At 74.0% G+C, this 24,927-nt stretch carries 17 protein-coding genes and 1 pseudogene; 3 read left to right on the top strand and 15 right to left on the bottom strand.

What is annotated here, in order from left to right:
• Positions 1-102 precede the first annotated feature (102 nt).
• The 6 genes from AB0910_RS21810 to AB0910_RS21785 form a co-directional block, all read right to left on the bottom strand.
• Positions 103-2,391 carry a molybdopterin cofactor-binding domain-containing protein gene (locus AB0910_RS21810; RefSeq protein ID WP_366746303.1) on the bottom strand — a complete coding sequence of 763 codons (2,289 nt, stop codon included), beginning with the start codon at positions 2,389-2,391 and terminating at the stop codon, positions 103-105.
• An 8-nt stretch (positions 2,392-2,399) separates the two neighbouring features.
• Positions 2,400-4,799, bottom strand: a complete 2,400-nt coding sequence (locus AB0910_RS21805; protein ID WP_366746267.1) for a 2Fe-2S iron-sulfur cluster-binding protein — start codon at positions 4,797-4,799, stop codon at positions 2,400-2,402.
• The gene (locus tag AB0910_RS21800; RefSeq protein WP_366746266.1) at positions 4,796-5,692 is read right to left on the bottom strand and encodes an FAD binding domain-containing protein; all 897 of its coding nucleotides are present in this window, start codon (positions 5,690-5,692) and stop codon (positions 4,796-4,798) included. The genes AB0910_RS21805 and AB0910_RS21800 overlap by 4 nt, the downstream gene beginning before the upstream one ends.
• A gap of 515 nt (positions 5,693-6,207) precedes the next feature.
• Positions 6,208-7,992, bottom strand: coding sequence for a beta-N-acetylhexosaminidase (locus tag AB0910_RS21795; protein WP_366746265.1), 1,785 nt, complete (start codon positions 7,990-7,992; stop codon positions 6,208-6,210).
• A 201-nt stretch (positions 7,993-8,193) separates the two neighbouring features.
• The gene (locus AB0910_RS21790; protein ID WP_366746264.1) at positions 8,194-8,496 is read right to left on the bottom strand and encodes a DUF3039 domain-containing protein; all 303 of its coding nucleotides are present in this window, start codon (positions 8,494-8,496) and stop codon (positions 8,194-8,196) included.
• 125 nt (positions 8,497-8,621) lie between these two features.
• Complete coding sequence (locus tag AB0910_RS21785) at positions 8,622-9,188, bottom strand: YqgE/AlgH family protein (RefSeq protein ID WP_366746263.1); 567 nt, start codon at positions 9,186-9,188, stop codon at positions 8,622-8,624.
• Between the two features lie 270 nt (positions 9,189-9,458).
• Here AB0910_RS21785 and murA point away from each other — a divergent pair, with 270 nt between their 5' ends.
• On the top strand, positions 9,459-10,799 hold the full coding sequence (gene murA / locus AB0910_RS21780; RefSeq protein ID WP_366746262.1) for a UDP-N-acetylglucosamine 1-carboxyvinyltransferase: 1,341 nt from the start codon (positions 9,459-9,461) through the stop codon (positions 10,797-10,799).
• A 144-nt stretch (positions 10,800-10,943) separates the two neighbouring features.
• Here murA and AB0910_RS21775 read toward each other — a convergent pair whose 3' ends face one another.
• The 9 genes and pseudogenes from AB0910_RS21775 to AB0910_RS21735 all read right to left on the bottom strand — a co-directional run bounded on the left by AB0910_RS21775 (position 10,944) and on the right by AB0910_RS21735 (position 22,805).
• Positions 10,944-11,225: an HU family DNA-binding protein gene (locus tag AB0910_RS21775; protein ID WP_007382399.1), complete on the bottom strand. Its 282-nt coding sequence runs from the start codon at positions 11,223-11,225 to the stop codon at positions 10,944-10,946.
• A 352-nt stretch (positions 11,226-11,577) separates the two neighbouring features.
• On the bottom strand, positions 11,578-13,038 hold the full coding sequence (locus AB0910_RS21770; RefSeq protein ID WP_366746261.1) for an NAD-dependent malic enzyme: 1,461 nt from the start codon (positions 13,036-13,038) through the stop codon (positions 11,578-11,580).
• Between the two features lie 426 nt (positions 13,039-13,464).
• Positions 13,465-15,852 (bottom strand): UvrD-helicase domain-containing protein, encoded by a 2,388-nt coding sequence (locus tag AB0910_RS21765; protein WP_366746302.1) that lies wholly within the window; start codon positions 15,850-15,852, stop codon positions 13,465-13,467.
• 173 nt (positions 15,853-16,025) lie between these two features.
• Positions 16,026-16,919, bottom strand: a complete 894-nt coding sequence (locus tag AB0910_RS21760; protein ID WP_366746260.1) for a zf-HC2 domain-containing protein — start codon at positions 16,917-16,919, stop codon at positions 16,026-16,028.
• Positions 16,916-17,503 (bottom strand): sigma-70 family RNA polymerase sigma factor, encoded by a 588-nt coding sequence (locus AB0910_RS21755; RefSeq protein WP_366746259.1) that lies wholly within the window; start codon positions 17,501-17,503, stop codon positions 16,916-16,918. The genes AB0910_RS21760 and AB0910_RS21755 overlap by 4 nt, the downstream gene beginning before the upstream one ends.
• Before the next feature lie 132 nt (positions 17,504-17,635).
• A pseudogene (locus tag AB0910_RS21750) lies at positions 17,636-18,454 on the bottom strand (uroporphyrinogen-III synthase); the annotation flags it as partial.
• 116 nt (positions 18,455-18,570) lie between these two features.
• Positions 18,571-19,806, bottom strand: coding sequence for an acyltransferase (locus AB0910_RS21745; RefSeq protein ID WP_366746258.1), 1,236 nt, complete (start codon positions 19,804-19,806; stop codon positions 18,571-18,573).
• Complete coding sequence (locus AB0910_RS21740) at positions 19,803-22,004, bottom strand: bifunctional polysaccharide deacetylase/glycosyltransferase family 2 protein (RefSeq protein WP_366746257.1); 2,202 nt, start codon at positions 22,002-22,004, stop codon at positions 19,803-19,805. The genes AB0910_RS21745 and AB0910_RS21740 overlap by 4 nt, the downstream gene beginning before the upstream one ends.
• Before the next feature lie 3 nt (positions 22,005-22,007).
• The gene (locus tag AB0910_RS21735) at positions 22,008-22,805 is read right to left on the bottom strand and encodes a hypothetical protein (protein WP_366746256.1); all 798 of its coding nucleotides are present in this window, start codon (positions 22,803-22,805) and stop codon (positions 22,008-22,010) included.
• An 855-nt stretch (positions 22,806-23,660) separates the two neighbouring features.
• Here AB0910_RS21735 and AB0910_RS21730 point away from each other — a divergent pair.
• Both AB0910_RS21730 and AB0910_RS21725 read left to right on the top strand, forming a co-directional pair.
• Entirely contained in the window at positions 23,661-23,936 is a 276-nt protein-coding gene (locus AB0910_RS21730; RefSeq protein ID WP_366746255.1) for a hypothetical protein, read from the top strand.
• A gap of 71 nt (positions 23,937-24,007) precedes the next feature.
• The gene (locus tag AB0910_RS21725; RefSeq protein WP_366746254.1) at positions 24,008-24,892 is read left to right on the top strand and encodes a hypothetical protein; all 885 of its coding nucleotides are present in this window, start codon (positions 24,008-24,010) and stop codon (positions 24,890-24,892) included.
• The last annotated feature ends 35 nt before the right edge of the window (positions 24,893-24,927 follow it).

Genomic DNA, 24,927 nt, shown 5'->3' with positions numbered 1-24,927 from the left:
ACCACTGCCATGCCGTGACCACTGTATCGACCGCCAGTGACAGTACGCAGGCGAGGGCTGACAGGGCAACGGCGTTCGGGGCGCCGGTCGGCGCCCCTGCGGTCACGCCTGGACGACCGCCGCCTGGGGCCTGATGGGCAGCCGGCCCACGGGGCGGCCGGTGGCCGCGCGTACGGCGGAGGCGACCGCGGCGGGCGACGTCACGACGGAGACCGCGCTCGCCGGCTTGGCGCCGAACGGCGCGACGACGTCCCGCTCCTCCACGAGCCGCACGATCCTGACGTCCGGCGCGTCGAGCGCGGTCGGCAGGGCGTAGCCGGTGAGGTCGGGGTGGCGCACCAGGCCGCGGCTGGTGCGGAGGTTCTCGGTGAGCGCGGCGCCGATGCCCTGGGTGACGCCCGCCTCGATACGGGTGCGCAGCTGGGCGGGGTTGAGGACGCGGCCGACGTCCTGGGAGACGGCCATCTCCACCACGCGTACGGTGCCGAGTTCGATGTCGACGTCGACGACGGCGCGGATCGCGCAGAAGGACAGGCCGACGAACGCGTCGCCCTGGCCCGACTCGTCGAGCGGCTCGGTGGGGTGCGGCCGGGACTGCGCGGTGGCCCACAGCTCCTTGCCGTCGAGGGCCTCGGTGACGGTGGTGGAGAGCACGCCGTCGTACGAGGTGATCTTGCCGTCGGCGATCTGGAGCAGCTCGGTCGACATGCCGAACTTGTGGGCCAGCGGCTGGAGGAGCTGGGTGCGCACCATCTTCGCCGCGCGTTCGACGGCGCCGCCCGAGACCCAGGTGTGGCGGCCGTGGGCGGCGGGCCCCGCGGGCGGCTGGTCGGTGTCGACCGCGGCGACGTGGACCTCCTCGACGCCCAGCGTCTCCTGCACGATCTGCCGGGCGAGGGTGGCGAAGCCCTGGCCGGTGTCGACGGCGGCGCAGATGACGGTCGCGGTGCCGTCGTGGACCTTGACCGTGGCGGTGGAGACCTCGTCGGCGCCCTCGGCGCCGAGCATGTGGACCATGCCGAGGGCGTAGCCCACACCGCGCCGCACCGCGCCCGGCTCGCCGGCCCCCTCGGGCCCGCCGGGCAGCAGCCACGCCTCCTCGGGAGTGTCCTTCGGCAGGGTGGGCAGCGGGAACTCCTGGACGGAGCGCAGGAGTTCGGCGACGGGCGCCGGGCAGGTCACGGTCTGCCCCGTGGGCAGGATGTCCCCGGTCGCGAGGACGTTGCGCAGCCTCAACTCGACCGGGTCGAGGCCGAGTTTGGCGGCGAGTTTGTCCATCTGCCCCTCGTGGGCCGCGCACACCTGCAGGGCACCCTCGCCGCGCACGTGGCCCGAGGGCGGGTTGTTGGTGCGTACGGCCCAGCCCTCGACGAAGGCGTGGGGGACGACGTAGGGGCCGCAGGCGAACGCGACGGCTGCCGCGAGCGATTCGGACGACTGGTCGGCGTACGCGCCTGCGTCGAGCAGGATCTGCGCCTCGACCTTCACCAACCGGCCCTCGGTGTCGGCGTGGTGACGGTAGCGCAGCAGGGTGGGGTGGCGGTGGGCGTGGCCGAGGAAGGACTCCTCGCGGGTCGCCGCGAGCTTCACGGGGCGGCCGGTGCGCAGCGCGAGCAGGCCGAGGGGGATCTGGAAGCCGGGGTCGTCGCGGTCGCCGGTCGCGCCGGGCACGCCGGTCACGACGATCTTGACCTGCTCGGGCGGGAGTCCGAAGCAGGCGGCGGCGAGGTCGCGGTCGGTGTGCGGGTCGGTGGATGCGGTGTAGATCTCCACGCCGCCGTCGGGGCGCGGCACCGCGAGACCGGCCTCGGCGCCGACCGGCGCGGGGTCCTGCCGTCCGATGCGGTAGAGGCCCTCGACGACGACGTCGCCCTGCGCCGCCGGGTCGCCGTAGCGCAGCGGGATGTGCCGGACCAGGTTGCCGTCGGGGTGCAACGGCTCGGCGGAGAAGGCCTTTTCGGGGTCGGTGACGGGTTCGAGCACCTCGTACTCGACGGCGACGGCCGCGGCGGCGAGACGGGCGGCGTCGGGGTGTTCCGCGGCGATCGCGGCGATCGCCTCGCCGTGGTGGCGCACGACGTCGGACGCGAAGACGGGGCGGTCGGCGACCTTGCGGCCGTACGAGGAGTCGCCCGGCACGTCGGCGTGGGTGAGGACGGCGCGCACGCCGGGCATGCGGGCGGCGGCCGAGGTGTCGACGGAGACGATGCGGGCGTGCGGGTGCGGGGAGCGCAGGACGGCCGCCCACAGCAGGCCCTCGGCCCATAGGTCGGCCGCGTACGGGTAGGTGCCCTCGGTCTTGGCGCGGGCCTCGGCCGCGGGGAGCGACGCGCCGAGCCCGTGGGTGGGGGCCTCGCCGTCCTGGGCCGCGGAGGCGGGGTCGGTGGCCAGGTCGTCGCTCACGCCATGCCTCCGTCGTTCGCGTGCGGGTGGTGCGGCCTCTGGGGCTCGTGCGTGCCGTGCGGCGCCTGGACACCGCCGGCGCCCGGCGGGGCCTGGTGCGGGATCCGCGCACCGCCCTCCGCGATGCCCTCGGTGCCCGGGGCGGGCGCGGGGTGGGCGGGGTGGGCGGGCTCGGCTGCGTGGGCGGCCTCGACGGCGGCGGCGCGTTCCGCGACGACCTCGTCGACGGCTTCGAGGACGCCCCGGTAGCCGGAGCAGCGGCAAAGGTTGCCGCTGAGCGCCTGGCGGGTCTCCAACTCACTGGGCGCGTGGTTGCCTTCGAGCAGGTCGTGGACGGTCATCGCCATGCCGGGGATGCAGAAGCCGCACTGCACGGCGCCGCGGGCGGCCAACGCCCGCTGTACGTCGGAGGGTTCGCCGTTCGCGGCGAGTCCTTCCACGGTCCGCACCTCGGAGCCCGCGGTGGTGGCGGCCGGGACCAGGCAGGATGCGACGAGCCGCCCGTCGACCTGGACGTTGCAGGCGCCGCACTCGCCCTGCGAGCAGCCGTCCTTGGCGCCCGCGAGGCCGAGCCGCTCACGCAGGACGTAGAGCAGGGACTCGCCGATCCAGGCGTCGTTGACGGGTCTGTCCTGGCCGTTGACCCGCAACACGTAGGAGAAGGTGGGGTGTTCGACCTCGTCGTGGTCGTCGGCCGACGCCTCGCCCGGCACGGGTACCTCGGCGGGGTGCGGCCCCGGCACCTGCGCGACCGCGAACTCCTCGCCGTGGGCGGCGCCGTCGGGCCCGGGGACATCGGAGTGCTCCGGGACATCGAAGTGCCCCGCGGTGTCCGAGTGTTCCGGGGTGTTGGTGTGTTCAGGACCGTCGGAGGGTCCCAGGGCGCCGGGGTGTTCCTCCGTGCCGTCGGAGGGCCCCAGGGCGCCAGGGCGTTCCGGACCACCGGAGCGCTCTGGACCGCCGGAGTGATCCGAACCGCCGGAGGGCTCTGAGCCACCGGGGCGTTCCTGACCGCCCGCGGGCCCCGCGCCGCCGGAGCGCCCCGGACCACCGGCGGCCTCGGGAGCGCCGCCACCGGCGGCCTCGGCGGCACCGCCACCGTAGGAGGCACCGGCCCCGGCGTCGTACGACGCACCGGCCCCGGCCCCGTACGAGGCCCCTTCACCGTCGCCCTCGGACCGGTCCGCGTCCTCCGCCGGGTCCTCCGCTACGGCCGTCTCCCGGCCCGCCTCCCCCGCCTCGGACCCGTCAGCCGCCGCGTCGGCCCGGGAGGCGTCCACATCCCCGGCGGGCGCCGGCTCCTCCCGCACGGCGCCCAGCTCCGGGCCCTGGCCGGCATCCCGTTCCGCGCCCTGCGCCACACCCTGATCCGCGTCCCGTTCAGAGCCGTGCGCCCGGCCCTGCTCGGGATCCTGTTCGGGTTCCTGCCCAGACGCGGCCGCGGGCTCCGCCGCGCCGTCCGGCGCCCGGAGGTCCCGCACGGCGCCGTCCCGCTCGTCGGGCAGCGGCGGCTCGTGGCCGGTGCCTTCCCCCGCGGGGGCGAACCCGGTGTCGTGGACGGCCTCGCGGGCCCCGGCTGCGGCGTCGGCCATCGGGGCCCAGCCGTGCTGGACCTCCTCGTGGGACGGCGCCTGGGGCTCCGGTTCGGGTTCCGGTTCCGGGGCCCACGGGGCGCGGGCGCCGCCCGGCAGGGTGGCGGGCGGCATGACGCCCCCGCTCCACGGCGACGCCGCGAGCGCAGCGCTCAACTCGCTGGAGTCGTCCAGCACCTCGCCGGTCGCCAGGGGGATGCGCCACTGCCCCGCGGCCTCGGACCGCGCGGGCGCCTGGGCCACCTGCGGGGCCTGGTCCGCGGTCCCCGCGCCCGGGTCGAGGCCGGTCCCCCGGGTGTCGAGCGCCTCGGTGAAGTCCCAGTGGCCGGTCGCGCCGGGGTCGTGCTGCGGGGCGCCGTGCTGCTGGGGCGCGTACGCCCCGTACTGCTGGGCGGCCGGGTCGTGCCCGTACGGCGCCTGGCCGTACGGGTCCTGCGCGTACATGTCCTGGGCGCCGTACGGGCCCTGGACGCCGTGCTGCGCGTACGGGTCCTGCCCGTAGCCGCCGCCGTAGTGACGCTGGTCGCCGCCGTCCGCCTGCGGGTCGGGCGCGCCCCAGGTGCCGGCGACCGAGGGGTCGGGCTGGAGCGGGGTGATCATCGGCGGCACGTAGCCGTGGCCCGGGGCGGCGAGCGGCGCGTCGGCGTCGCCCTCGGGCGGCAGTTGGACGAAGGCGGTGGCCTCCGCGTCGTACTCGCCGCCGTGCGGCACCGGCCGCCACGCGCCCTGGCCGTCCCCCGGGTCCCGGCCCGGCTCCGGCCAGTCGTCGGCGCCCTGCGCGCCGCCTGGTGCGTTGTCGGTCACGAGAGCGCCCTCCCCAGTGCTCGCCGGGCCAGGGTGGCGACGGTACGCCGCAGGTGCTGCACGGCGGGCGAGGGCCCCGGCGCCTCTCCCCCGTCGGCCGGCGGCAGCGGGTCGGGCACGCAGGCCGCTGCCACGTACTCCCCGAACGCCGCGAGCGCCTCCTGGGTGAGGCCGCGCGCGCCGTCCCAGTCGATGAGCGACGCGATCCACTGCTCGGCCTCCAGGGGCCGCAGCGGCACCGGCGCGACGGCGCCGACCGCGCAGCGCACGCCGCGCCGCGCCGGGTCGAGCACGACCGCGACGGAGGTGGTGGCGCGTCCCGGTCCGGTGCGCCCCGTGGCCTTGAGGAAGACCTGCGGGGCGTGCAGCAGCGGCACCCGGACGAAGCCGATGAGTTCCGCGGGGGCGAGCATCTCGCGGCCCGCCAGCAGGTGGGTGACGGGGATCTCGCGGCGCGCGCCGTCCGGACCCGCGACGATGAGGTCGGCTTCGAGGGCGGCGAGCACGGGCAGCGTGTCGCCGGTGGGCGCCGCGGTCGCGATGTTGCCGCCGAGCGTCCCGGCGTTGCGGATCTGCGGGGGCCCGGCGGCGCGCGCGGAGGCGGCGAGCGCGGGGATCAGCGCGGCGAAGTCGGGGCGGCCCATGCGGGCGTGGGTGAGGCCGGCGCCGAGGAGGGCGTGGCCGTCCTGGTAGTGCCAGCCGCGCAGTTCGCTCATCCGGTTGAGGCCGACGAGCGCGGCGGGCCTCAACTGCCCCCTGTTGACGGACGCCATGAGGTCCGTCCCACCTGCGACAGGCACCGCGGCGGGCATGGCCGCCAGCGCCGCCACGGCCTCGTCGAGCGAGGCCGGGAGCGTCACGGACTGTGCTGTCTGCGGTGCGTGCGTGGTCAACCCAGCTGCCCCTTTCCGGTGTCCCGGCAGTCCCGCCTGTGTGCCGTACCGTACGTGCTCACAGGCCGGACGTGGCAACTCTGGCACATCTTCCGAGCCGCCCGACGCGAGGGTCCACGAAGGACGTATCCGCACCCTGACGGGCGGAAAGTCCGCGTTCGCCCGGGTGTTGGGGCCATGCGGGCGGGTCGCCCCGTTCACTCCGTTCGAAAACCGTACGGGCGGTTTGCGAACAGCCCTGTCCTGCGGGTGTTCCGTGCGCGCGGCCCGGCGGCGGGTGCCCGTACGGCGGCCGGGGCGGGCGCGGCCGGTGCCGCCGCGCGGCCGCGGGGGCCCGGGCGGCGCGGCGGGCGGCGGCGCCCGGCGCTCCCTCCACCGGATCCGCACCGAACCGCCACAGGACCGCCCAGGGTTGCCCGCGGATCCCTCACCGGCCGGGCGGCGGAGCGGATCCCCCCGGCCGGCCGGGCGAGAGGCGCCGCGCCCCTCGCCGGGCCGGCGAGGGGCGCGGCGCCTCAGACCGCGGGCGGCGTGCCCTCGCGCGGCCGCCCCAGCACGCCGGGGCGGCGCTGCCAGGGCAGCGGGCCCGACGGCGGCCGGTAGCCGACGCCGAGGGCGTCGAGTCGGCGGTAGTGCTCTGCCATGCGCGCCTCGAAGCCGCCGAAGTCCCGTTCCGCGGGCGCGCCGAGGCTGCTCCACACGGCCTCGGCGAACGCGGCGAGGCGCGGGTGCGTCTGGTAGTCGACGCGGCCGGGGTCCTGCATGGCCTCGGTCCACACGTTGGCCTGGGCGCCGAGGATCCGCCGGGCCTCGTCGCCGTCGAGCTCGGCGGGCACCGGCTCGAAGCGGTAGACGTCCTCCAGCGTGCGGACGAACCCGATGGGGATCGGCTCGTCGTCGCCCGGGGCCTGCCGGTGGTCCAGGTAGACGTGCTGCTCGGGGCACATGACCACGTCGTGGCCCGCACGGGCGGCCGCGACGCCGCCCGCGTAGCCGCGCCAGGAGGAGACGGCGGCGCCGGGCGCGAGGCCGCCTTCGAGGATCTCGTCCCAGCCGATGAGGCGCCGGCCGCGCGCGGTGAGCCAGGTGTCGAAGTGCCGGATGAACCAGGACTGGAGCTCGTCCTCGTTGGCGAGGCCGTTCTCCTCGATCCTGGCCTGCGCCGCGGCGGAGTCCTTCCACTGCTCCTTGGGCGCCTCGTCGCCCCCGACGTGGATGAACCTCGACGGGAACAGCGCGAGCACCTCCTCGAACACGCCCTCGTAGAAGCGGAGTACGGCGTCGGTCGGCGCGAGGATGTTCGGGTTGATCCCCCAGGTGTCCCAGACGCCGATCGCCGTGGTGTCGACGACGTCGGCGTTGCCGAGCTCGGGGTAGGCGGCGATCGCGGCCTGCGAGTGGCCGGGGATGTCGATCTCGGGCACGACGGTGATGTGCCGCTCCGCCGCGTACGCGACGATCTCGCGGATGTCGTCCTGGGTGTAGAAGCCGCCGTGCGGGGTCTCGCTCCACAGCTCGGAGGCGCGGTGGCCCCATTTGGTGCGGGGGCGCCAGGCGCCGACCTCGGTCAGCCGCGGGTGGCGCTTGATCTCGATGCGCCAGCCCTGGTCGTCGGTGAGGTGCAGGTGCAGGACGTTGAGCTTGTGCGCCGCGACCAGGTCGAGCTGGCGCAGGACGCCCTCCTTGGGCGTGAAGTGCCGGGCCACGTCGAGCATCAGGCCGCGCCAGCCGAAGCGCGGCCGGTCCCGCACGGTGACCGCGGGCAGCCGCCAGACCCGGTCGGCGGTGAGCGGCGCGCGGCGGAAGGCGTCGGCGCCGAGGAGCTGGCGCAGGGTCTGCGCGCCCCAGAAGACGCCCTCGGGTCCGCCGCCGGTGATCGCGACCGCGGGGGCACCGTCGCCGGGCGGCGCCGTCGTCAGGACGTACGCCTCGGGGCCCTCCGCCTCGCCGAGCGCGGCGTCGACGCGCAGGACGACGCGGCGGTGGCCGCCGTCCGCCGCGTCGGCGGAGGCGGCGTCGGCAGAGACAGCATCGGCGGAGGCGGCGTCGGTAGCGACAACAGAGGCAGGGGCAGTGTCCGTGGCGGCGGCGTCCGTCAGCGTCAGCCCCGTCGCGGGGGCCAGAGCGGTGCGCAGCCAGCGGGCGGTGCGCTCGGTGCCCCGGCCCGCTTCGAGGCGCAGCACGGGCGGCAGCGCGAATCCGGCGGGGCCGCCGCCCGCAGCGCCCGTGATCAGGGCGGGGGCCGGGATCAGGGCCGCGCGGGCGGCAGCCGGGTCCGGTGTCGCAGGGTGGGTCGCCATTCGTCCTCCGCCGAGGTGATCGGGTCCGTACCGAAATGAGGTCTATACCAATACGGAAGATCAGCACACGGCGGCCGCTAGGGCAAGAGGCCCGCAGCCGGGGCGGGCGCCGGGACCGCACAAACGTTCCTTCGCGCGCCAAGGGACCAGCACGGCAGCGGCCGGGCGCACCCGGTGCGCCCGCCGGCTGCGGCCGGGCGGCTACTTCTTGCCGCCGCCCTTGCCGCCCTTGCCGTCCTTGTCCCCGTCGCCGCCCGCGCCCATGGAGTCGTAGATCTCCTTGCACATCGGGCACACCGGGTACTTCTTGGGGTCGCGCCCCGGTACCCAGACCTTGCCGCAGAGTGCCACCACGGGAGTGCCGTCGAGGGCACTCGCCATGATCTTGTCCTTCTGGACGTAGTGGGCGAAGCGCTCGTGGTCGCCGTCGCCTCGCGACACCTGCGGCGTCGGCTCCACGAGGGTGCCCGTACCTGCCCCGCGCTCGGGCTCAAGAGTGCTCATAACAGCCAAGAGTACTCACGGACCGGGCTTTTCCCCGAGGGCGGGTCGGAGCCCTCCGCGTCCGGCCGCTCACCCCCGGCAGCGCGGGGGCGCCGGGCCGCGGGCGCACTCCCCGGCCCCCGCCGTCAGTTGAGCGACGGGTCGTCCGGATACGTGGCGATCATGGCGAGCTTCCCGCGCTGGCGCCGCAGCACGGCGCGCCACAGGCCCTCGGGGCGCGGCACGGACACGTCGCCTGGCTCCGACTCGACGACGTACCAGGCGCCGCTGTCCAGTTCGCGCTCCAGCTGCCCGGGGGCCCAGCCCGCGTACCCGGCGAAGATCCGCAGCGAGCCGAGCGCCGTGGCCAGCAGCTCGGGCGGGGTCTCCAGGTCGACGAGGCCGATCGCGCCGTGCACCCGGCGCCAGCCGAGAGGGCCCTCGTCGCCGTCGCCCGGGATGACGGCGAGCGCGAGCGCGGAGTCGAGCGAGACGGGACCGCCCTGGAAGACCACGCCCGGCTCGCCCGCGTGCTCGGCCCACCCCTCCAGGATGTCGGCGACGCCGACCGGCGTGGGGCGGTTGAGCACCACGCCGAGCGAGCCCTCGTCGTCGTGGTCGAGCAGCAGGACGACCGCGCGGTCGAAGTTCGGATCAGCCAGGGCCGGTGTCGCGACGAGCAGCCGGCCTGTGAGCGAGGACACCTCGGTCATGCGACACATGATCCCGCATGTCGGGCCCGCGGGGTGCCGTTCGTACGCGGCGCGCGTGCGCGCAGCTCAGGGCGCGCCGCGGCGCCCGCGGAGCGCCGGGGGCGCGGCGACCTTGCGTACACGCGGGCGTACACAGGGTGTTGTGCCGAATTCATTACGTCCTCCCCTCCTGCACGGACCTACGGGAGGGGGTCCGGCGCGCCTTAGGCTTACCCGGGCCGCACGTTCGGCCCACGTCCCCCCGACCGCCCACTCCGGAACGCGAGATTCATGACCGGCACAGACGATGTCCTGCTTGTCCACGGCGGCACCCCGCTCCAGGGCGAGATCCGCGTCCGCGGTGCGAAGAACCTGGTCCCCAAGGCGATGGTCGCCGCCCTGCTCGGCTCGACCCCGAGCAGGCTGCGCAACGTGCCGGACATCCGCGACGTGCGGGTCGTGCGCGGCCTCCTCCAGCTGCACGGGGTGACCGTGCGCCCCGGCGAGGAGCCGGGCGAGCTGGTGCTCGACCCGACCAGGGTGGAGAGCGCCAATGTGGCCGACATCGACGCGCACGCGGGGTCCTCCCGCATCCCGATCCTGTTCTGCGGGCCGCTGCTGCACCGCCTCGGCCACGCGTTCATCCCCGGGCTCGGCGGCTGCGACATCGGCGGCCGCCCGATCGACTTCCACTTCGACGTGCTGCGGCAGTTCGGCGCGACGATCGACAAGCGCGCCGACGGCCAGTACCTGGAGGCCCCGCAGCGACTGCGCGGCACGAAGATCACACTGCCGTACCCGTCGGTCGGCGCGACCGAGCAGGTGCTGCTCACCGCCGTCCTCGCCGAGGGCGTCACCGAGCTGTCGAACGCGGCGGTCGAGCCCGAGATCGAGGACCTGATCTGCGTCCTGCAGAAGATGGGCGCCATCATCGCGATGGACACCGACAGGACGATCAGGATCACCGGCGTCGACAGCCTCGGCGGCTACAACCACCAGGCGCTCCCTGACCGCCTCGAAGCGGCGTCCTGGGCGTCGGCGGCGCTGGCGACCGAGGGCGACATCTATGTGCGCGGCGCGCAGCAGCGCTCGATGATGACCTTCCTCAACACGTACCGGAAGGTCGGCGGCGCCTTCGAGATCGACGACCGGGGCATCAGGTTCTGGCACCCCGGCGGCTCGCTGAAGTCGATCGCGCTGGAGACGGACGTGCACCCCGGCTTCCAGACGGACTGGCAGCAGCCGCTCGTGGTGGCGCTGACGCAGGCGTCCGGCCTGTCGATCGTGCACGAGACGGTGTACGAGTCGCGGCTGGGCTTCACGTCGGCGCTGAACCAGATGGGCGCGCACATCCAGCTCTACCGCGAGTGCCTCGGCGGCTCGCACTGCCGCTTCGGCCAGCGCAACTTCCTGCACTCGGCCGTGGTGTCAGGACCGACGAAGCTCCAGGGCGCCGACCTGGTCATCCCCGATCTGCGCGGCGGCTTCTCCTACCTCATCGCGGCCCTGGCGGCGCAGGGCACCTCGCGCGTGCACGGCATCGACCTGATCAACAGGGGCTACGAGAACTTCCTGGACAAGCTCGCCGAGCTGGGCGCGAAGGCGGAACTGCCGGGCGGCCCCCTCGGCTGACGGCAGGCGCCCGGGACCCCGCGGGGCCCCGGGCAGCGGCAAGGGCGGCCCTCCGTTTTCCGGAGGGCCGCCCTTGGCGACTGACTGTGCGGACCGGGGCCGGCCCGCCCGGCGGTGCCGCCGGGCCGGGATCCGTCCCGGGGACTACTTGCCCTTGGCGGCTTCCTTGAGCTTGGAGCCCGCGGAGACCTTCACGCTGTAGCCGGCCGGGATCTGGATCGGGTCGCCGGTCTGCGGGTTGCGCGCGGTGCGAGCGGCCCTGTGGGTGCGCTCGAAGGTCAGAAAGCCGGGGATGGTGACCTTCTCGTCGCCCTTCGCGACGATCTCGCCGACGGTCTCGGCGAAAGCGGCCAGAACGGCGTCGGCGTCCTTGCGGGTCACCTCGGCGCGGTCGGCCAGGGCGGCCACCAGCTCACTGCGGTTCATGTTCTTACTCCCGTGTTCTTCTTGCCTGTGAGGCGTGAGATCGAAGCCGATGCTCCCAGGGCCCTCGGACACTCGCCGGGCCCCGGGCCTTCATTCGAGAACCCTCGCGCCCCGTGGGGGTGTCCCCGAAACGTTGTCCTCGGGATCAGGTCTCCCCAGGACGAAGTCCCTGAGACTGCATCCTGCCCCCACCAGCGGCGGGAAAGCCAATCCGATGACCCCGCCGTCACACGGAAAGCCGCTGCGCGGCGGCGGGGGGTGTCATGGTCCGCCACCCTAGACGGGCCACTCGGCCCGCCCGTCGCGCGACGCGCCGGGCGTGTCGTACCCGCACAAGGCCGGGGCCCGTGTCTCAGGCCGGGGTGCCGGGGGCGGCGGGCGCGTCCTCGGCTGACGTGTCCACGGTCACGCCGGCCGCCTTGGCCGCCTCGCGCACGGCGTCGGCGACGGCGCCCGCGACCTTGTCGTTGAAGACCGAGGGCACGATGTAGTTCGCGTTCAGCTCGCCCTCGGTCACCACGTCGGCGAGCGCCTCGGCCGCGGCGAGCATCATCTCCGTGTTGACGGTGCGCGACTGGGCGTCGAGCAGGCCGCGGAAGACACCCGGGAAGACCAGCACGTTGTTGATCTGGTTCGGGAAGTCCGAGCGGCCCGTGGCCACCACGGCGGCCGTCTCGCGGGCGATCGCCGGGTCGACCTCGGGGTCGGGGTTGGCGAGGGCGAAGACGATCGCGCCCTCCGCCATGGCGGCCACGTCGGAGCCGTCGAGCACGTTCGGGGCGGAGACGCCGATGAAGACGTCGGCGCCCGCCACGGCCTGCTTGAGCGTGCCCGTGACGCCCTCGGGGTTGGTGTTGTCGGCGATCCAGCGCAGCGCCGAGCCGGGCGCCGCGTCCACCAGGTCCTCGCGGCCCGCGTGCACCACGCCGTGGATGTCGGCGACCACGGCGTGCTTGACGCCCGCGGCGAGCAGCAGCTTCAGGATGGCGGTGCCCGCCGCGCCCGCCCCCGACATGACCACCCGGACGTCCTCGATGTCCTTGTTGACGACGCGCAGCGCGTTGGTCAGCGCGGCGACCACGACGATCGCGGTGCCGTGCTGGTCGTCGTGGAAGACCGGGATGTCGAGGGCCTCGCGCAGCCGCGCCTCGATCTCGAAGCAGCGGGGCGCGGAGATGTCCTCCAGGTTGATGCCGGCGAAGCCGGGGGCGATGGCCTTGACGACCTCGACGATGGCGTCGGTGTCCTGGGTGTCCAGGCACAGCGGCCACGCGTCGATGCCCGCGAACCGCTTGAACAGGGCCGCCTTGCCCTCCATCACGGGCAGCGCGGCCTTGGGGCCGATGTTGCCGAGGCCGAGCACCGCGGAGCCGTCGGTGACGACGGCGACCGTGTTGCGCTTGATGGTGAGGCGGCGGGCGTCGTCGGGGTTCTGGGCGATCGCCATGGAGACCCGCGCCACGCCCGGCGTGTAGACCATGGAGAGGTCGTCGCGGTTGCGGATGGGGTGCTTGGACTGCATCTCGATCTTGCCGCCGAGGTGCATCAGGAACGTACGGTCGGAGACCTTGCCGATGGCGACGCCCTCGATGCCGCGCAGCTTGCCGACGATCTGGTCCGCGTGCGCCGTGGAGCTCGCGGCGATCGTCACGTCGATCCGCAGCTTCTCGTGGCCCGACGCGGTCACGTCGAGGCCGGTGACCGAACCGCCGGACGCCTCCACCGCCGTGGTGAGCTGCGAGACCGCGGTGCCGCTCGCCGGCACTTCAAGACGGACCGTCATCGAGTACGAGACGCTGGGCGCCGTTGCCATTGCCGGGTTCCTCTGCTTTCACTGAGCCGCTGTGCCGTTCCACCGTTCGGGTTACCTGGCGGAACCTTCCAGATGGTCGCACCTACCACTCGGTAACGGCTAAACCCGCCTCTTCCGGAAGGGCAATTCCATCATCCGGAGCGTAACAGCGGCGGATACGAGAAAAGCAGGCCCCCACCAACCCGCGGTGAAGACCTGCTGACGTCTGAGCGGCACCGACCCGCCATGCTCGCCTCGCGGCAAGTGGTCGCTCGAAGCGACTGAGGTTGGGCCCGGGGGCTTGGATCGGGCCGGTGCCGTATACAGGCTAACAAACGACCCCCGCTCAGTCTTCCCCGACGCCAAGCCCGTTGGACTTTCCGTCGCGGCCCGGCTCAGGCCCCCTCCCTCCGGCGTGTACCGCCGGGGGAGGGGTGGCGGGAAGCGTCAGTCGCGCAGCAGGTCGGGGACTCCGCGGCCGTCCGGCTTGTCCTTCGCCGTGGCGACCACCGTGAGCTGCTGAGTGGCGCGCGTGAGCGCCACGTACAGCGTCCGCAGGCCCACGGAGGCGGCCGCCCCGTCCGCGATCTCGGCGGGCGAGACCAGGACCGTCGCGTCGTACTCCAGGCCCTTGGCCTCCAGGCTGCCGAGCGCGACGACGCGCTCGCCGAGGCCCGCGACCCACTCGGCGGCCTGCGCGCGGCGGTCCATCGCGACGACGACGCCGACCGTGCCGTCCACGCTCTCCAGGAGCCGCCGCGTCTCCTCCCGCACGGCCCGCGCGAGGGCCGCCTCGCCGGGGGCCGCGACGGTGAAGCGGGGCCGCAGGCCGGTGGAGCGCACCGCGCGGGGCGAGGCGGCGCCCGGCATCGCGAGGGCGAGCACCTTCGCGGCGAGTTCGGCGATCTCGGCGGGGTTGCGGTAGTTCACGCTCAGCGTGAAGCGGCGGCGCTGCCTGCGCCCCAGCGCCTCGTCGCGCGCCTCCGCCGCCTCCTCCTCGTCGGGCCAGGACGACTGCGCGGGATCACCGACGACGGTCCAGGTGGCGGTCCTGCCCCTGCGACCGACCATCCGCCACTGCATCGGCGTGAGGTCCTGCGCCTCGTCCACGATGACGTGCGCGTACTCGGTGCGCTCGGCGGCCAGCCGCTCGGCGCGCTCGCGCTGGGTCTCCTCGCGCTGCGGCATCAGCTCGTCGAGGCCGGTGAGCGCGTCCAGCGGGTCCAGCTCCCTGCGCGGCCTGCGGGGGCGCGGCGGCGTGCCGAGCACGGCCTCCAGCTCGTCCAGCAGGGCCACATCGTGCACGGAGAGCGGGCCGGTGCCTTCCGCGCCCGCCCGCCGCAGCGAGCGGGCGAGCCTGCGCGCCTCCCCCGGCGTGAGCACCCGGCGCGCCCAGCGGCCGAGGGCGCGCTCGTTAGCCATCGCCGCCAGCACGCGGCGCGGGGTCAGCTCGGGCCACCAGGCGTCGAGAAAGGCGAGGAAGGCGTCCTCGGACGAGACGTCCTCGTCGAAGCCGGCGCGCAGCTCGGCCGCGAGTTCCGCGTCGCCGCGCGAGAGGTGCTCGTCGGCGCGCGCCGCGGCCCCCGAGCGCTCCCACAGCGCGTCGAGGAGCAGCTTGCGGGCGCGCGGGCGCAGCAGGTTGACGGGCGCCGTGCCGCCGAGCGCCGCCTGCCGCACGCGCCGCAGCTCGGCGGCGTCCAGCTCGATGCGGCGGCCGAGCGCGACGACGCGCAGCAGGTCGGTGCGCACGGGCGCGGCGCTCCCCGGCGCGTCCTGCGCTGCCTCTTCAGTGACTTCTGCGGCTTCTTCAAGGGTCGCCTGGCCCGGCGCCGCGCCCCTGCCACCCGCGCCGCCGGGTTCGAGCGCGCCCCGCGCGGCCCTGCGCAGCACCCGCGCCATCCGCGCTGAGCCCTTGATCCTGGCCACCGCCGGTTCGTCGTACGCGGTGGCCTCCGCGCCCTCGACGAGGGAGCCGAGCGCGCGGATCGCGACCTGGCCCTCCTCGCCGAGGGAGGGCAGCACGCCCTCCGTGTAGGCGACGAGCAGCGGCGTGGGCGAGACGACGAGAATGCCGCCCGCGTACCGCCGCCTGTCCTGGTAGAGCAGGTAGGCGGCGCGGTGCAGCGCGACCGCCGTCTTGCCGGTGCCCGGACCGCCCGAGACCTCGGTGACGGACGCGGCAGGCGCCCTGATCACCAGGTCCTGCTCGGCCTGGATCGACGAGACGATGTCGCGCATGGTGTGGCCGCGCGCCTGACCGAGCGCGGCCATCAGCGCGCCGTCGCCGACGACGGGCAGCGGCGCGCCGTCCAGCTCGGCGGTGAGCTCGGGCCGCATCAGGTCGTCCTCGACGCCGAGGACCCTGCGGCCCTTGGAGCGGATGACGCGGCGGCGCACGACGCGTCCCGGGTCGACGGGCGTGGAGCGGTAGAAGGGCGCTGCGGCGGGCGCGCGCCAGTCGATGACGAGCGGCGCGTAGTCGGAGTCGAGCACGCCGATCCTGCCGATGTGCAGGGTCTCCGCGACGGCCACGGTGCCGTCGGGCCGTACGGCGTCGTCGGCGGGCTCGACCGAGGTGTACGCGCCGTCGGGGCCCTTCTTGCCGTCCTTGCCCGCGAGGAGGTCGATCCGGCCGAAGAGGAAGTCCTCGAACTCGTTGTTGAGCCGGGACAGGTGCACACCGGCCCTGAAGACCTGCGCGTCCCGCTCGGCGAGCGCGCCCGGCGTGCCGACCTGGCCGCGCTTGGCCGCGTCGGCCATCAGGAACTCCGCCTCGTGGATCTTCTCCTCCAGGCGGCGGTAGACGCGGTCGAGGTGCCGCTGCTCGACCGCGATCTCGCCGGCGCGTGCGGAGTCGTCCGCCGGGCCAGGGGCGGGCGCCCCGGGTCCGGTCCCTGATCCCGCCGCGGCGTGGGCGGAATGGACAGCGGCTTCCTGCGCGGCCACCCTGGCCCCCTTCTTGACGTGCTACGGAAACCGTCAACCGTACGCGAAGGGGGCACCCGGTGTCAGGCCGGAACCCGCACGAGCCGCTTGCCGTCGAAGGTGGTCACGTCGAAGTGGTCGATGTCCTTGGGCTGAACGGCCGCACCGCCGTGCACGTACAGCGGCTTGCGGGCGACCTCGTGGGGGCTGCCGGGCACGCCGTAGCCCCACGGGGGCACCGTCCAGGACGAGACGACCTGCCGGTCGCCCGACGTGGAGACGGCGACCAGGCGGCACTTCAGCGGGCCCTTGACGTTCTTCAGCTCCACCACCGCGTTCGTGCCCCACGCCTTGGACTGGAGCGCCACGGTGGCGCTGACCTTGGTGGTGGGGTCGGTCGCGCTGTACTTCGTCGTCATCGACGTGAAGTACGCGCCGTCGGTGCGGCCGTCGGCTGCCTGGCTGCTCGCCGGGGCGGAGTCGCCCGAGGTGGCGACGACCGCGGCCGTGGGGCCGCCGACGATCAGCACCGCGGCGGCGGCCGCCAGGTACAGGCCGCGCCTGCGCCGCTTGGCGCGCCGCGCCCCGACCTCGTCGACCAGCCGGTCGAGCAGCTGCGGGCTCGGCCGTACGGACACGGCGGATGCGCCGCCGTCCTCGCCCGCGGCCGCCGTGCCGCCGCCCTGCGGGGCGGCCTCCTCCCCGGGTGCGGGTACGGAGCGCAGCCGGCCCGTGCCCACGGCAGGACCCGGCCCGCCGGGCGCCGCCTCCCGGGCGGCCGGGCCGTCGGCGAGGAGGGCGAGCATGGGCTCCATGCCGGAGAACTCCTCCAGCCTGGCAGCGCAGAGCTCGCAGCCCGCCAGGTGCTCCTCGAAGGCGGTGGCGTCGGCGTCGTCGAGGACACCGAGGACGTAGGCGCCGACCGCGTCGTGCACCGAGCCCTCTCCGTCCGCGCCGGAACCGTCGTGCGTCGTCATGCCGAGACCCCCCTCTCCTCCAGCGCGAGTTTCATGGAACGCAGCGCGTAGAACACCCGTGAGCGCACGGTTCCGCTGGGAATGCCGAGCGTCTCGGCCGCCTCGTTGACCGTCCGCCCCTTGAAGTACGTCTCGATCAGTACCTCGCGGTGCGCGGGCGTCAGGTCTTCGAGCGCGTCCGAGAGCGTCATCAGCCAGAGCGCCTTGTCGATCTCGTCCTCCGCGGGCATGACGTCGAGCGGCGAAGGATCGACCTCCTGCGGCCGGGCCTGCCGGCTCCGGTGGCCGTCGATGACGATACGGCGTGCGACCGTCACCAGCCAGGGCCGTACCGATCCGGTCGCCCGATCGAGCCGGTCGGCGTTCTTCCAGGCCCGGATGAGTGTCTCCTGCACGACGTCCTCGGCGCGCTGCCTGTCGCCCGCGACGAGGCGCAGGACGTAGGCGAGCAGCGGACCGGCGTGTTCCCGGTAGAGAGCACGCATGAGCTCCTCGTCCGGAGCGGAGAGGTTGTCGCGCGGTGCGTCGCTACGGCGCCGGTCCCGCCTGGGACGGTCATCGGCCACGGCGGCATCCTTGCGCACCCGAACCTCCCGGTCGAGACCTGATGTGGCTGCTTACGACCTTCACTACGGAAGCGGGGCCGCAAGCGCTCAACCGGCCGGGGAAATGTTTCCCGATCTTCATACGGCGGGCGGCGGGGGCGGTCTCCGTCAGCGCGCGGGCAGCTCGTCGCAGAGCAGCTGGACCAGCGGGCCGAGCCGGAAGCGCTCGGGCGCGCGCACCGGTATGCCGCGCTCCCGCAGCGGCGCCGCCGTGACCGGCCCCACACACGCGGCGAGCACGTCCCCCGCGAACGCGGCCAGCACACCGTCGGCGGCCCCACGCTCCCCCGCACGGGCGAGCAGCGAGGCGGCGGCGGGCGCGCTGGTGAACGTGACGGCGTCGACGGTGCGCGCGGCGATCCGGTCGATCAGGCCGTCGAGCGGCGCGGGGTCGAGCGGCGGCAGCCACCGGTAGACGGGTACGGCGACGACGTCGGCACCGGCGTCGGCGAGGGCCTCACGGAAGGCGTCGAGCGGCTCGCCGTGCAGCTGGACGGCGACGCGCCGGCCCGCGACGCCCTCGCGGAGCAGGCGCTCCAGCACCTCGGCCAGGGACTCGGAGGCCGGCGCCCACTCCTCGCGCAGGCCGGCGGCGCGCAGGGCGCCGGTGACCTTGGGCCCCCGCGCGTACAGCCGGGCCCCGGCGAACCGCGCCAGCAGCGCTTCGCCCTCGCCCCAGCCCGCTGCCGCATCGAGCCAGCCGCGGAAGCCGACCGCCGTGGTGGCGACGACCGTGTCGGGCGGGAGCGCGACCAGGTCGCGGGTGGCGGCGCGCAGCCGGGTGTCGTCGGCGAGCGGCACCGTGCGCAGGGCGGGCGCGAGGACCACCTCGGCGCCGCGCCGCCTGATCAGCGCGGCCTGGTCGTCGGCCCGCCGCGCGGCGGTGACGCCGACGGTGAACCCCGTGAGGGGCGCGCTCTGCTCGGCCATGCTGCCGTCCCTGCCTCTGCTGTCGTCGTGGGCCCCCGCCCCATTGTGACGAGGGCCGCGGCACGCGGCGCCGGGAGGTTCGGGGCGGCGCCGGGAGGTCAGGGTGGGCCGGGCGGTCAGGGCGGGCCGGGCACCGCGGGCGTCCCGCGCGCCCCGCGGCCCCCGGCGGGCCACAGCCGCGGGCGGCGCCGCGCCGCCAGGTCCTCGGCCCAGCCGCACACCACGATCGCCACGGCGAGCATCGGCCACACCAGGACCAGCGTGAGCACCGGGTACGCGGCGCCGAGTGCGCCGCCGAGGCGGTCCGTGCCGGGCACGCGCCACACCTGGTCGATGAGCGGGCCGGCGAGCATGATCAGCAGGTTGTGCCAGAGGTAGACCGTCACGGCGCGGCTGTTGGCCAGGGTGACCCACGGGTCGAGCCGCGCCAGCCGGCCGGGCAGGGCGTGCCAGGAGGGCGAGTACAGCAGCAGGACCGCGACGAACCCGAGGGACCACAGCGCCTGGGCGAGCGGGATCTCGTCGAGGTTCCAGCCCTCTGAGGTGAGGTGGCCCGAGGCCCACCAGATCCCCGCGGCCATCGCGAAGGAGGCGAGGGAGACCGTCACGTACCGCGGCACCCGGCGCAGCAGGCCGTCGTGGTGCGCGAAGCCGAGCACCCAGCAGGCACCGTACGTGGCGAAGTCCGTGACGGCCTCGCCGCTCTCGCCCGGGATCGTCACGAGCCCGGTGGTGCACAGGGCGCACAGGGCGAGCGGCAGCGCGAGACCGGCCCAGGGGGCGCGCCTGAACAGCCTGAGCAGCAGCGGCGAGGCGAGCACGAACCACAGGTAGGCGCGGATGTACCAGAGCGGTCCCGCGGCCTGGTCGGCCCAGGAGGCGTCGAGCCAGGCCCACGGGTGGCCCGCGGGGTCCGGGTAGGGCGGCGCGCCCAGCGGGACCAGCCAGTCGAGCAGCGAGAGCAGGCCGCCGGTGCCGCCGTCCCGCACCGGGTGCCAGCCGGTGGCGAACAGCAGGGGTACGACGAGGAGCCCGAACAGCCACATCGGCGGCAGCAGGCGCCTGAGCCTGCCCCTGACGACCCGCGCCCCGCCGCGCTGCCCGAGGGAGCGGGCCATCAGCGAGCCCGCGAGCGCGAACATCACGCCCATGGAGGGGAAGAGGATCGTCAGCCAGCTCCAGCCGAAGATGTGGAAGACGACGACGCGGACGAGCGCGAAGGCCCGCAGCAGGTCGAGGTAGCGGTCGCGGCCGCCTGCGCGCGCCGTCTCCTGCGGGGTGGCGGGCGCCGCGGGCCCGCCGGCCGCGCGGTGGCGCGCGGGCCCGGGGCTCATGGCGTGCGGTGTGCTCATGCGACGGGCCTCCTGTCGTCCGTGCGGGGCCGCTGCCGCGCGGCCGGCGGCGCGGCCTCCACGGCGCCGGTGCGGCGCAGCTTCTGCCAACGCAGCCGGCCGCCGGTCAGGGCGGTGATCCAGGACTGGACGAGGACGGCGTACATCAGCGCCCGGTACAGGAGTTGCTGGAGCGGCAGCGAGACCAGGTGCCGCATGGGCTCGCGGTCGAGGCGGAAGGCGTAGACGGCGCAGACCAGTTGGACGCCGAGCAGGGCGAGCCAGCCGGCGACGGTCTTGCCGGTGGGGCCGAAGACCAGGCCGTAGAGGAGGAACAGGTCGACGAGCGGCGCGAGCAGCGGCGCGACCACCATGAACGCGGCGACGAACGGCAGTCCGACCCGGCCGAAGCGGCCGGAAGGGCCACGTTCGATCACCGCCCTGCGGTGCTTCCACATCGCCTGCATGGTGCCGTAGCACCAGCGGTAGCGCTGCGACCACAGCTGCCGCACGCTCTCCGGCGCCTCGGTCCAGGCCCGCGCATTCTCCGCGTACACGACCTGCCAGCCGCCGCGGTGGACGGCCATGGTGATGTCGGTGTCCTCGGCGAGGGTGTCGTCGCTCATGCCGCCCGCCCGGCGCAGCGCCTCCTTGCGGAACGCCCCGCAGGCGCCGGGGATCGTGGGCATGCAGCGCAGCAGGTCGTACATGCGGCGGTCGAGGTTGAAGCCCATCACGTACTCGATGTGCTGCCAGGCGCCGATCAGCGAATCCCTGTTGCCCACCTTGGCGTTGCCGGAGACCGCGCCGACGCGCGGGTCGGCGAACGGCCGCACCAGCTCGCGCACGGTCGCCTCCTCGAAGACCGTGTCGCCGTCCATCATCACGACGATGTCGTGCCGGGCGTGCAGGATCCCGTTGTCGAGAGCGGCCGCCTTGCCCGCGTTGGGCTGCCTGAGCACGCGCACCCCGGGCAGGGCGAGCGCCTCGACGATGTCGGCTGTGCCGTCGGTCGAGCCGTCGTCGATGACGATCACCTCGACGGGGTGGTCGCTGCGCATCAGCGAACGCACCGTGTTCGCGATGCACTTGCTCTCGTTGTACGCGGGCACGAGCACCGTCACCGGCCCGGTCGCCACCGTCCCCCGCGGCCCCTCGCGCTCCCTGCGGCGGCCCCTGCGGGCGTGCACGAAGGCGAGGCCGAGCATCAGCGCGAACCGTCCGACGACGAGCACGCCGACGAGGGCGACACACCCGATCAGGCCCTCCGTGACGGCGTCCGAGACGGTGACGGCCGCGACGAACGCCCTGCCCTCGACCAGGTCCCTGCCGTGCGCCGCGGTGTGGGCGCTCGGCGCGCCCAGCGCCTGCGTGACGGTCTCGAAGCGGTACCCCTCGGCGCGCATCGCCTCGATGTAGCGGGGCAGCGCGGCGACGGTCTGCGCGCGGTCGCCGCCGAAGTCGTGCATCAGGACGACGGCGCCCTTCGGATACGTCGGGGTGGCGTTGGCGATGATCCGGCCGACCCCGGGGCGCTGCCAGTCCTCGCTGTCTACGCTGTCGAAGACGGCGAGGTAGCCGAGGCTGCCGACGTACCGGGTGACCGGCCAGGACGCGTTGTCGAGGGCGTCGGCGAACGAGGAGTACGGCGGCCGGAACAGGGCGGTGCGGATGCCGGCGGCGCCCTCGACCGCGAGCTGCGTCTGGGAGATCTCCCTGCGGGTGGTGGCCGCGTCGACATAGGAGAGGTCGGGGTGGTCGAAGGTGTGGACGCCGACCTCGTTCCCCTCGGCGACCATGCGCCTGACCAGCGCGGGGTGGCGGGCGGTGTTGGTGCCGGTGACGAAGAACGTCGCCGGTGCGCGGTGTGCCCTGAGGATGTCGAGGATCTTCGGCGTCCACACCGGGTCGGGCCCGTCGTCGAAGCTCAGCACGATGGTGCGGTCCGGGATGTCAAGGGACTTGGCGGGCCCCGACGGGTCGCGGGCGTCGACGACGGGCCCACCGTCGAGGACGTGCCCGGGTACGCGGTCGGTGGCGGCGGGCGGCCGCACCCGGTGGTCGGGCACGAACGAGCTGTGCACATAGCCCCGGACGACCAGCATGCCGGAGAGTACGGCGAGCAGGGCGACGGGCAGCAGGTGGCGCAGGGGCACGCGGCGCTGCCTGGCGGCGCCCGCGGCGTTCTTCCCGCGGGCGCGGTGGTCGGTTCTCGGCATGGGTCAGGCCGTGCCTTCCGGGGGCGCGGTGTCCACGGCGCCTGGCAGGTCGGCGGCCCGGGTGCCGGAATCCGGTGCGCCCTGGTCTCCCGTGGTGCCGGTGGTGCCCGGAGTGCCGGTGGTGCCCGAGGTGCCGGTGGTGGCGCCGCCCGCCGGGTCGCCCGAGGTGCCCGCGGTGTCGCCGCCGCTGCCCGCCGTGGCGCCGGTGGAGCCGGTCGTGGTGCCGGACGCGCCGTCCGCGGCGCCGGTGGACCCGCCGGACCCGGCGGTCCCCGAGCTTCCCGAGGTGCCGGTGGCTCCGGAGGCGCCGCCCGAGGCACCCGATGTGGTGGCGCCGGTCCCGCCGCCCGCCGAGCCGCCGGAGCGCGGTGCCGTGGTGGCGCCGGTGCCTGTGGTGCCTGCGGTGGTGCCCGCGGTCCCCGCCGCGGCCCGGCCGCCCCGGGTCGCAGGGCCGTGCGCGGCGGCGGAGGCCGGGGCCGACGGGCCGCGCGCTCCGCCCGCCGCGGCGGGCAGGGCCGCGCCGGGTACGCCGTCCCCGTCGGTGTCCGCCGCGGTCGGGGCGGCCCCGGGCCCGGCCAGGGTGGCGGAGGCCGAGGCGCTCGGCGCGGGGCCGGGGCGCACGGTGCGGGCGGGCTTGCCCTTGTCGGCGAGCTCCGGCACCCCGGGTATGTTCAGCAGAGGCGCTGTGGAGCCGCCGCCGACGAGCGCGGCGATCAGCGTGACCGCGTAGGCCGCGCAGAGCACGGCGACGCCCCAGCCGATCCTGCGGATCTTCCGGCTCCTGCGGCCGCTCGCATCCACGAAGACGGGCGCGCCGCCCGGGTCCTTGCCGTCCTCCCCGCGGCCCCCGCCGCCGCTGCCTCGCAGGGCCCGGCCGCCGAGTCCGTCGAGTTCTGCGGTTTCCAGGGTTTCCCAGGTTTCCAGGGTTTCTTCCGGCGGTTCCGCGGGATTCCCGGGTCGCGCGGATACGCGTCTCGCGGGTTCCGCGGATGCGAATGTCGCGGGTCCTGTGACGGTTCTCTTCGGCTCGTGAGCGCGCCCCTGAAGGACGTCTTCTCGACAGTTATCCACTGCTGCGCACAACCCCCCACATAAATGTTTCAGGGCGCGCGAACGGACCTCCGGAATGCCGTCGGCCAGGCCCCCACCCGGCCGAGCGCCCCCTCACCTCTGCACCCGGGCCATGAATGTAGCGCACGATTCCGGCAGTCGTACTTCCGCTTGCGGAATGCACGGGCGGCCGTGTAGAGGCGCTCCATTGATCATCATGCGCGCGAGAATTGGTTCAGACCTTTTCTCGCTTCCTTGATTTCCTCCAACTACCGCACTGGCCTGGCGCTTTGACGATCAGGGCCGACCCCGGACGGTCACAGAGAGCCACTGGGGTTGAACGCCGGGCGTCCGCCCGGTGTCCGACATCGAGCGAAAATTCATGGCTCGGTGGCACCGATCGGGCCTCCGTACCGTCCCGTATCGCGGACAGTCGGGCTCCGCGTACGCCCTGCCGCCCCGCACCGTCCCTTACCCGGGCCCCGCCGGCGGCCCGGCACGCGGCAACACGACAGAGGCGCCACGGTCCGCTGCTGCGGGCCGTGGCGCCTCTGTGTCCTGCCGGTACTTCTGTGGACGTGCTCACCAGATACTCAAACTCCGAGCTTGTCAACGATCTCCGCCGTACGGAGGAGGTCATCATGGCCTCGCGGTCGTCACGACGGCACCGACGCCAGCAAGCTCAACAGGCAGACTCCCGCTCGCCCGGCACAGCCCAAGCCCAAGAAGAAGCGGAAGCAGCTCACGGCCGTGGAAGCGCGCAAGCTCGTCGCTGAGTGGGACGGCGGACGTGGCATCAAGCAGAAAGAGCTAGCCAAGCGCTTTGACATCGCGCTGGCCACCGTAGAGCGGATCATCAAGCGACACCGTGAACGGTCTTGAGACCTTGGGCATGCCCTACAGTAGTCGGCTCAAACACAGTTGACGACCTGTCACCTGTGCCCGATTCTGGCATGTTCTACTACCGAGCACGAGGACCGGTCATGGGTGAAGCGTGGGTCAGTATCGGGTCTGTCAACAACGCGGCGCGGCTCAGCGTGACGCGGGTGGACGGAGCGAGCGGTGTTGGCGTGAGGCAGCTCCGCTTCCACATCGAGGCCATCTGTTGCGACGAGGAGGCGGCTCGTCGCGCTCTTTGGTTCGGTGGCACCCTTAGTGCAGACAGTCTTGGAACCTCAAGCGGCTACATCGGCCGCTTGTTCGTTGAGCAGTCGCCGATCTCGTTGTTCAGCGTCGGGTCCACGCAGACGTTCACGCTGGTGGTTGACCTCAATCAGCAGCAGCTTGAAGTCATCGAGGAGCATCGCACGGCCGGCCTGCACTTCCGCTTTTACATGGACGGCACCACCATGCTGGAAGGCGAGCTAGAGCGTATCGGCGTAGGTAGCTTTGAACATGAGGTCAGCCAGAGCGACTGGATCAAGGTGCTCGAACAGATGCAGTACCGTCGCACACTTCTCTTGGAGTTGGAGACGCCTGACATCGCGCGTACACCGGAGCTAGCACAGGCGTTGACCTTCTACCGTGCGGCTGAGAAGCATTACCTGCAACGTGAGTGGCGAAACACGACAGAGAGTCTTCGTCAGTGCTGTAACGCTCTCGTTGGTAGGCCAGCCGACGAAGAAGACACCGAAGCCGATGCCAAAGCCGCCGCAAGCGACTTGCGGAAGGCAACGAAAATCGCAGCGGTCGGCTACCGCCAACGCGCCGAGCAAGTGCGCCGAGCCCTCAAGTTCATGTGCGACCTCGGAGCGCACCCGGAAGTTGTCGATACTCACAAGCCGGACGCCGCCGCAGCGCTCATTATGGTCGGGGGTCTCCTACAAGCCTGGCGGTAACAGGACACTGTAGAGCACTGCTGGTTTGGGCCTTG

Source organism: Streptomyces sp. NPDC047002, from assembly GCF_040704505.1.
In the GTDB taxonomy this organism is placed as follows: domain Bacteria; phylum Actinomycetota; class Actinomycetes; order Streptomycetales; family Streptomycetaceae; genus Streptomyces.
Note: the sequence above shows the minus strand (reverse complement) of the source record. Positions and strands in the feature narration are given on the sequence as shown.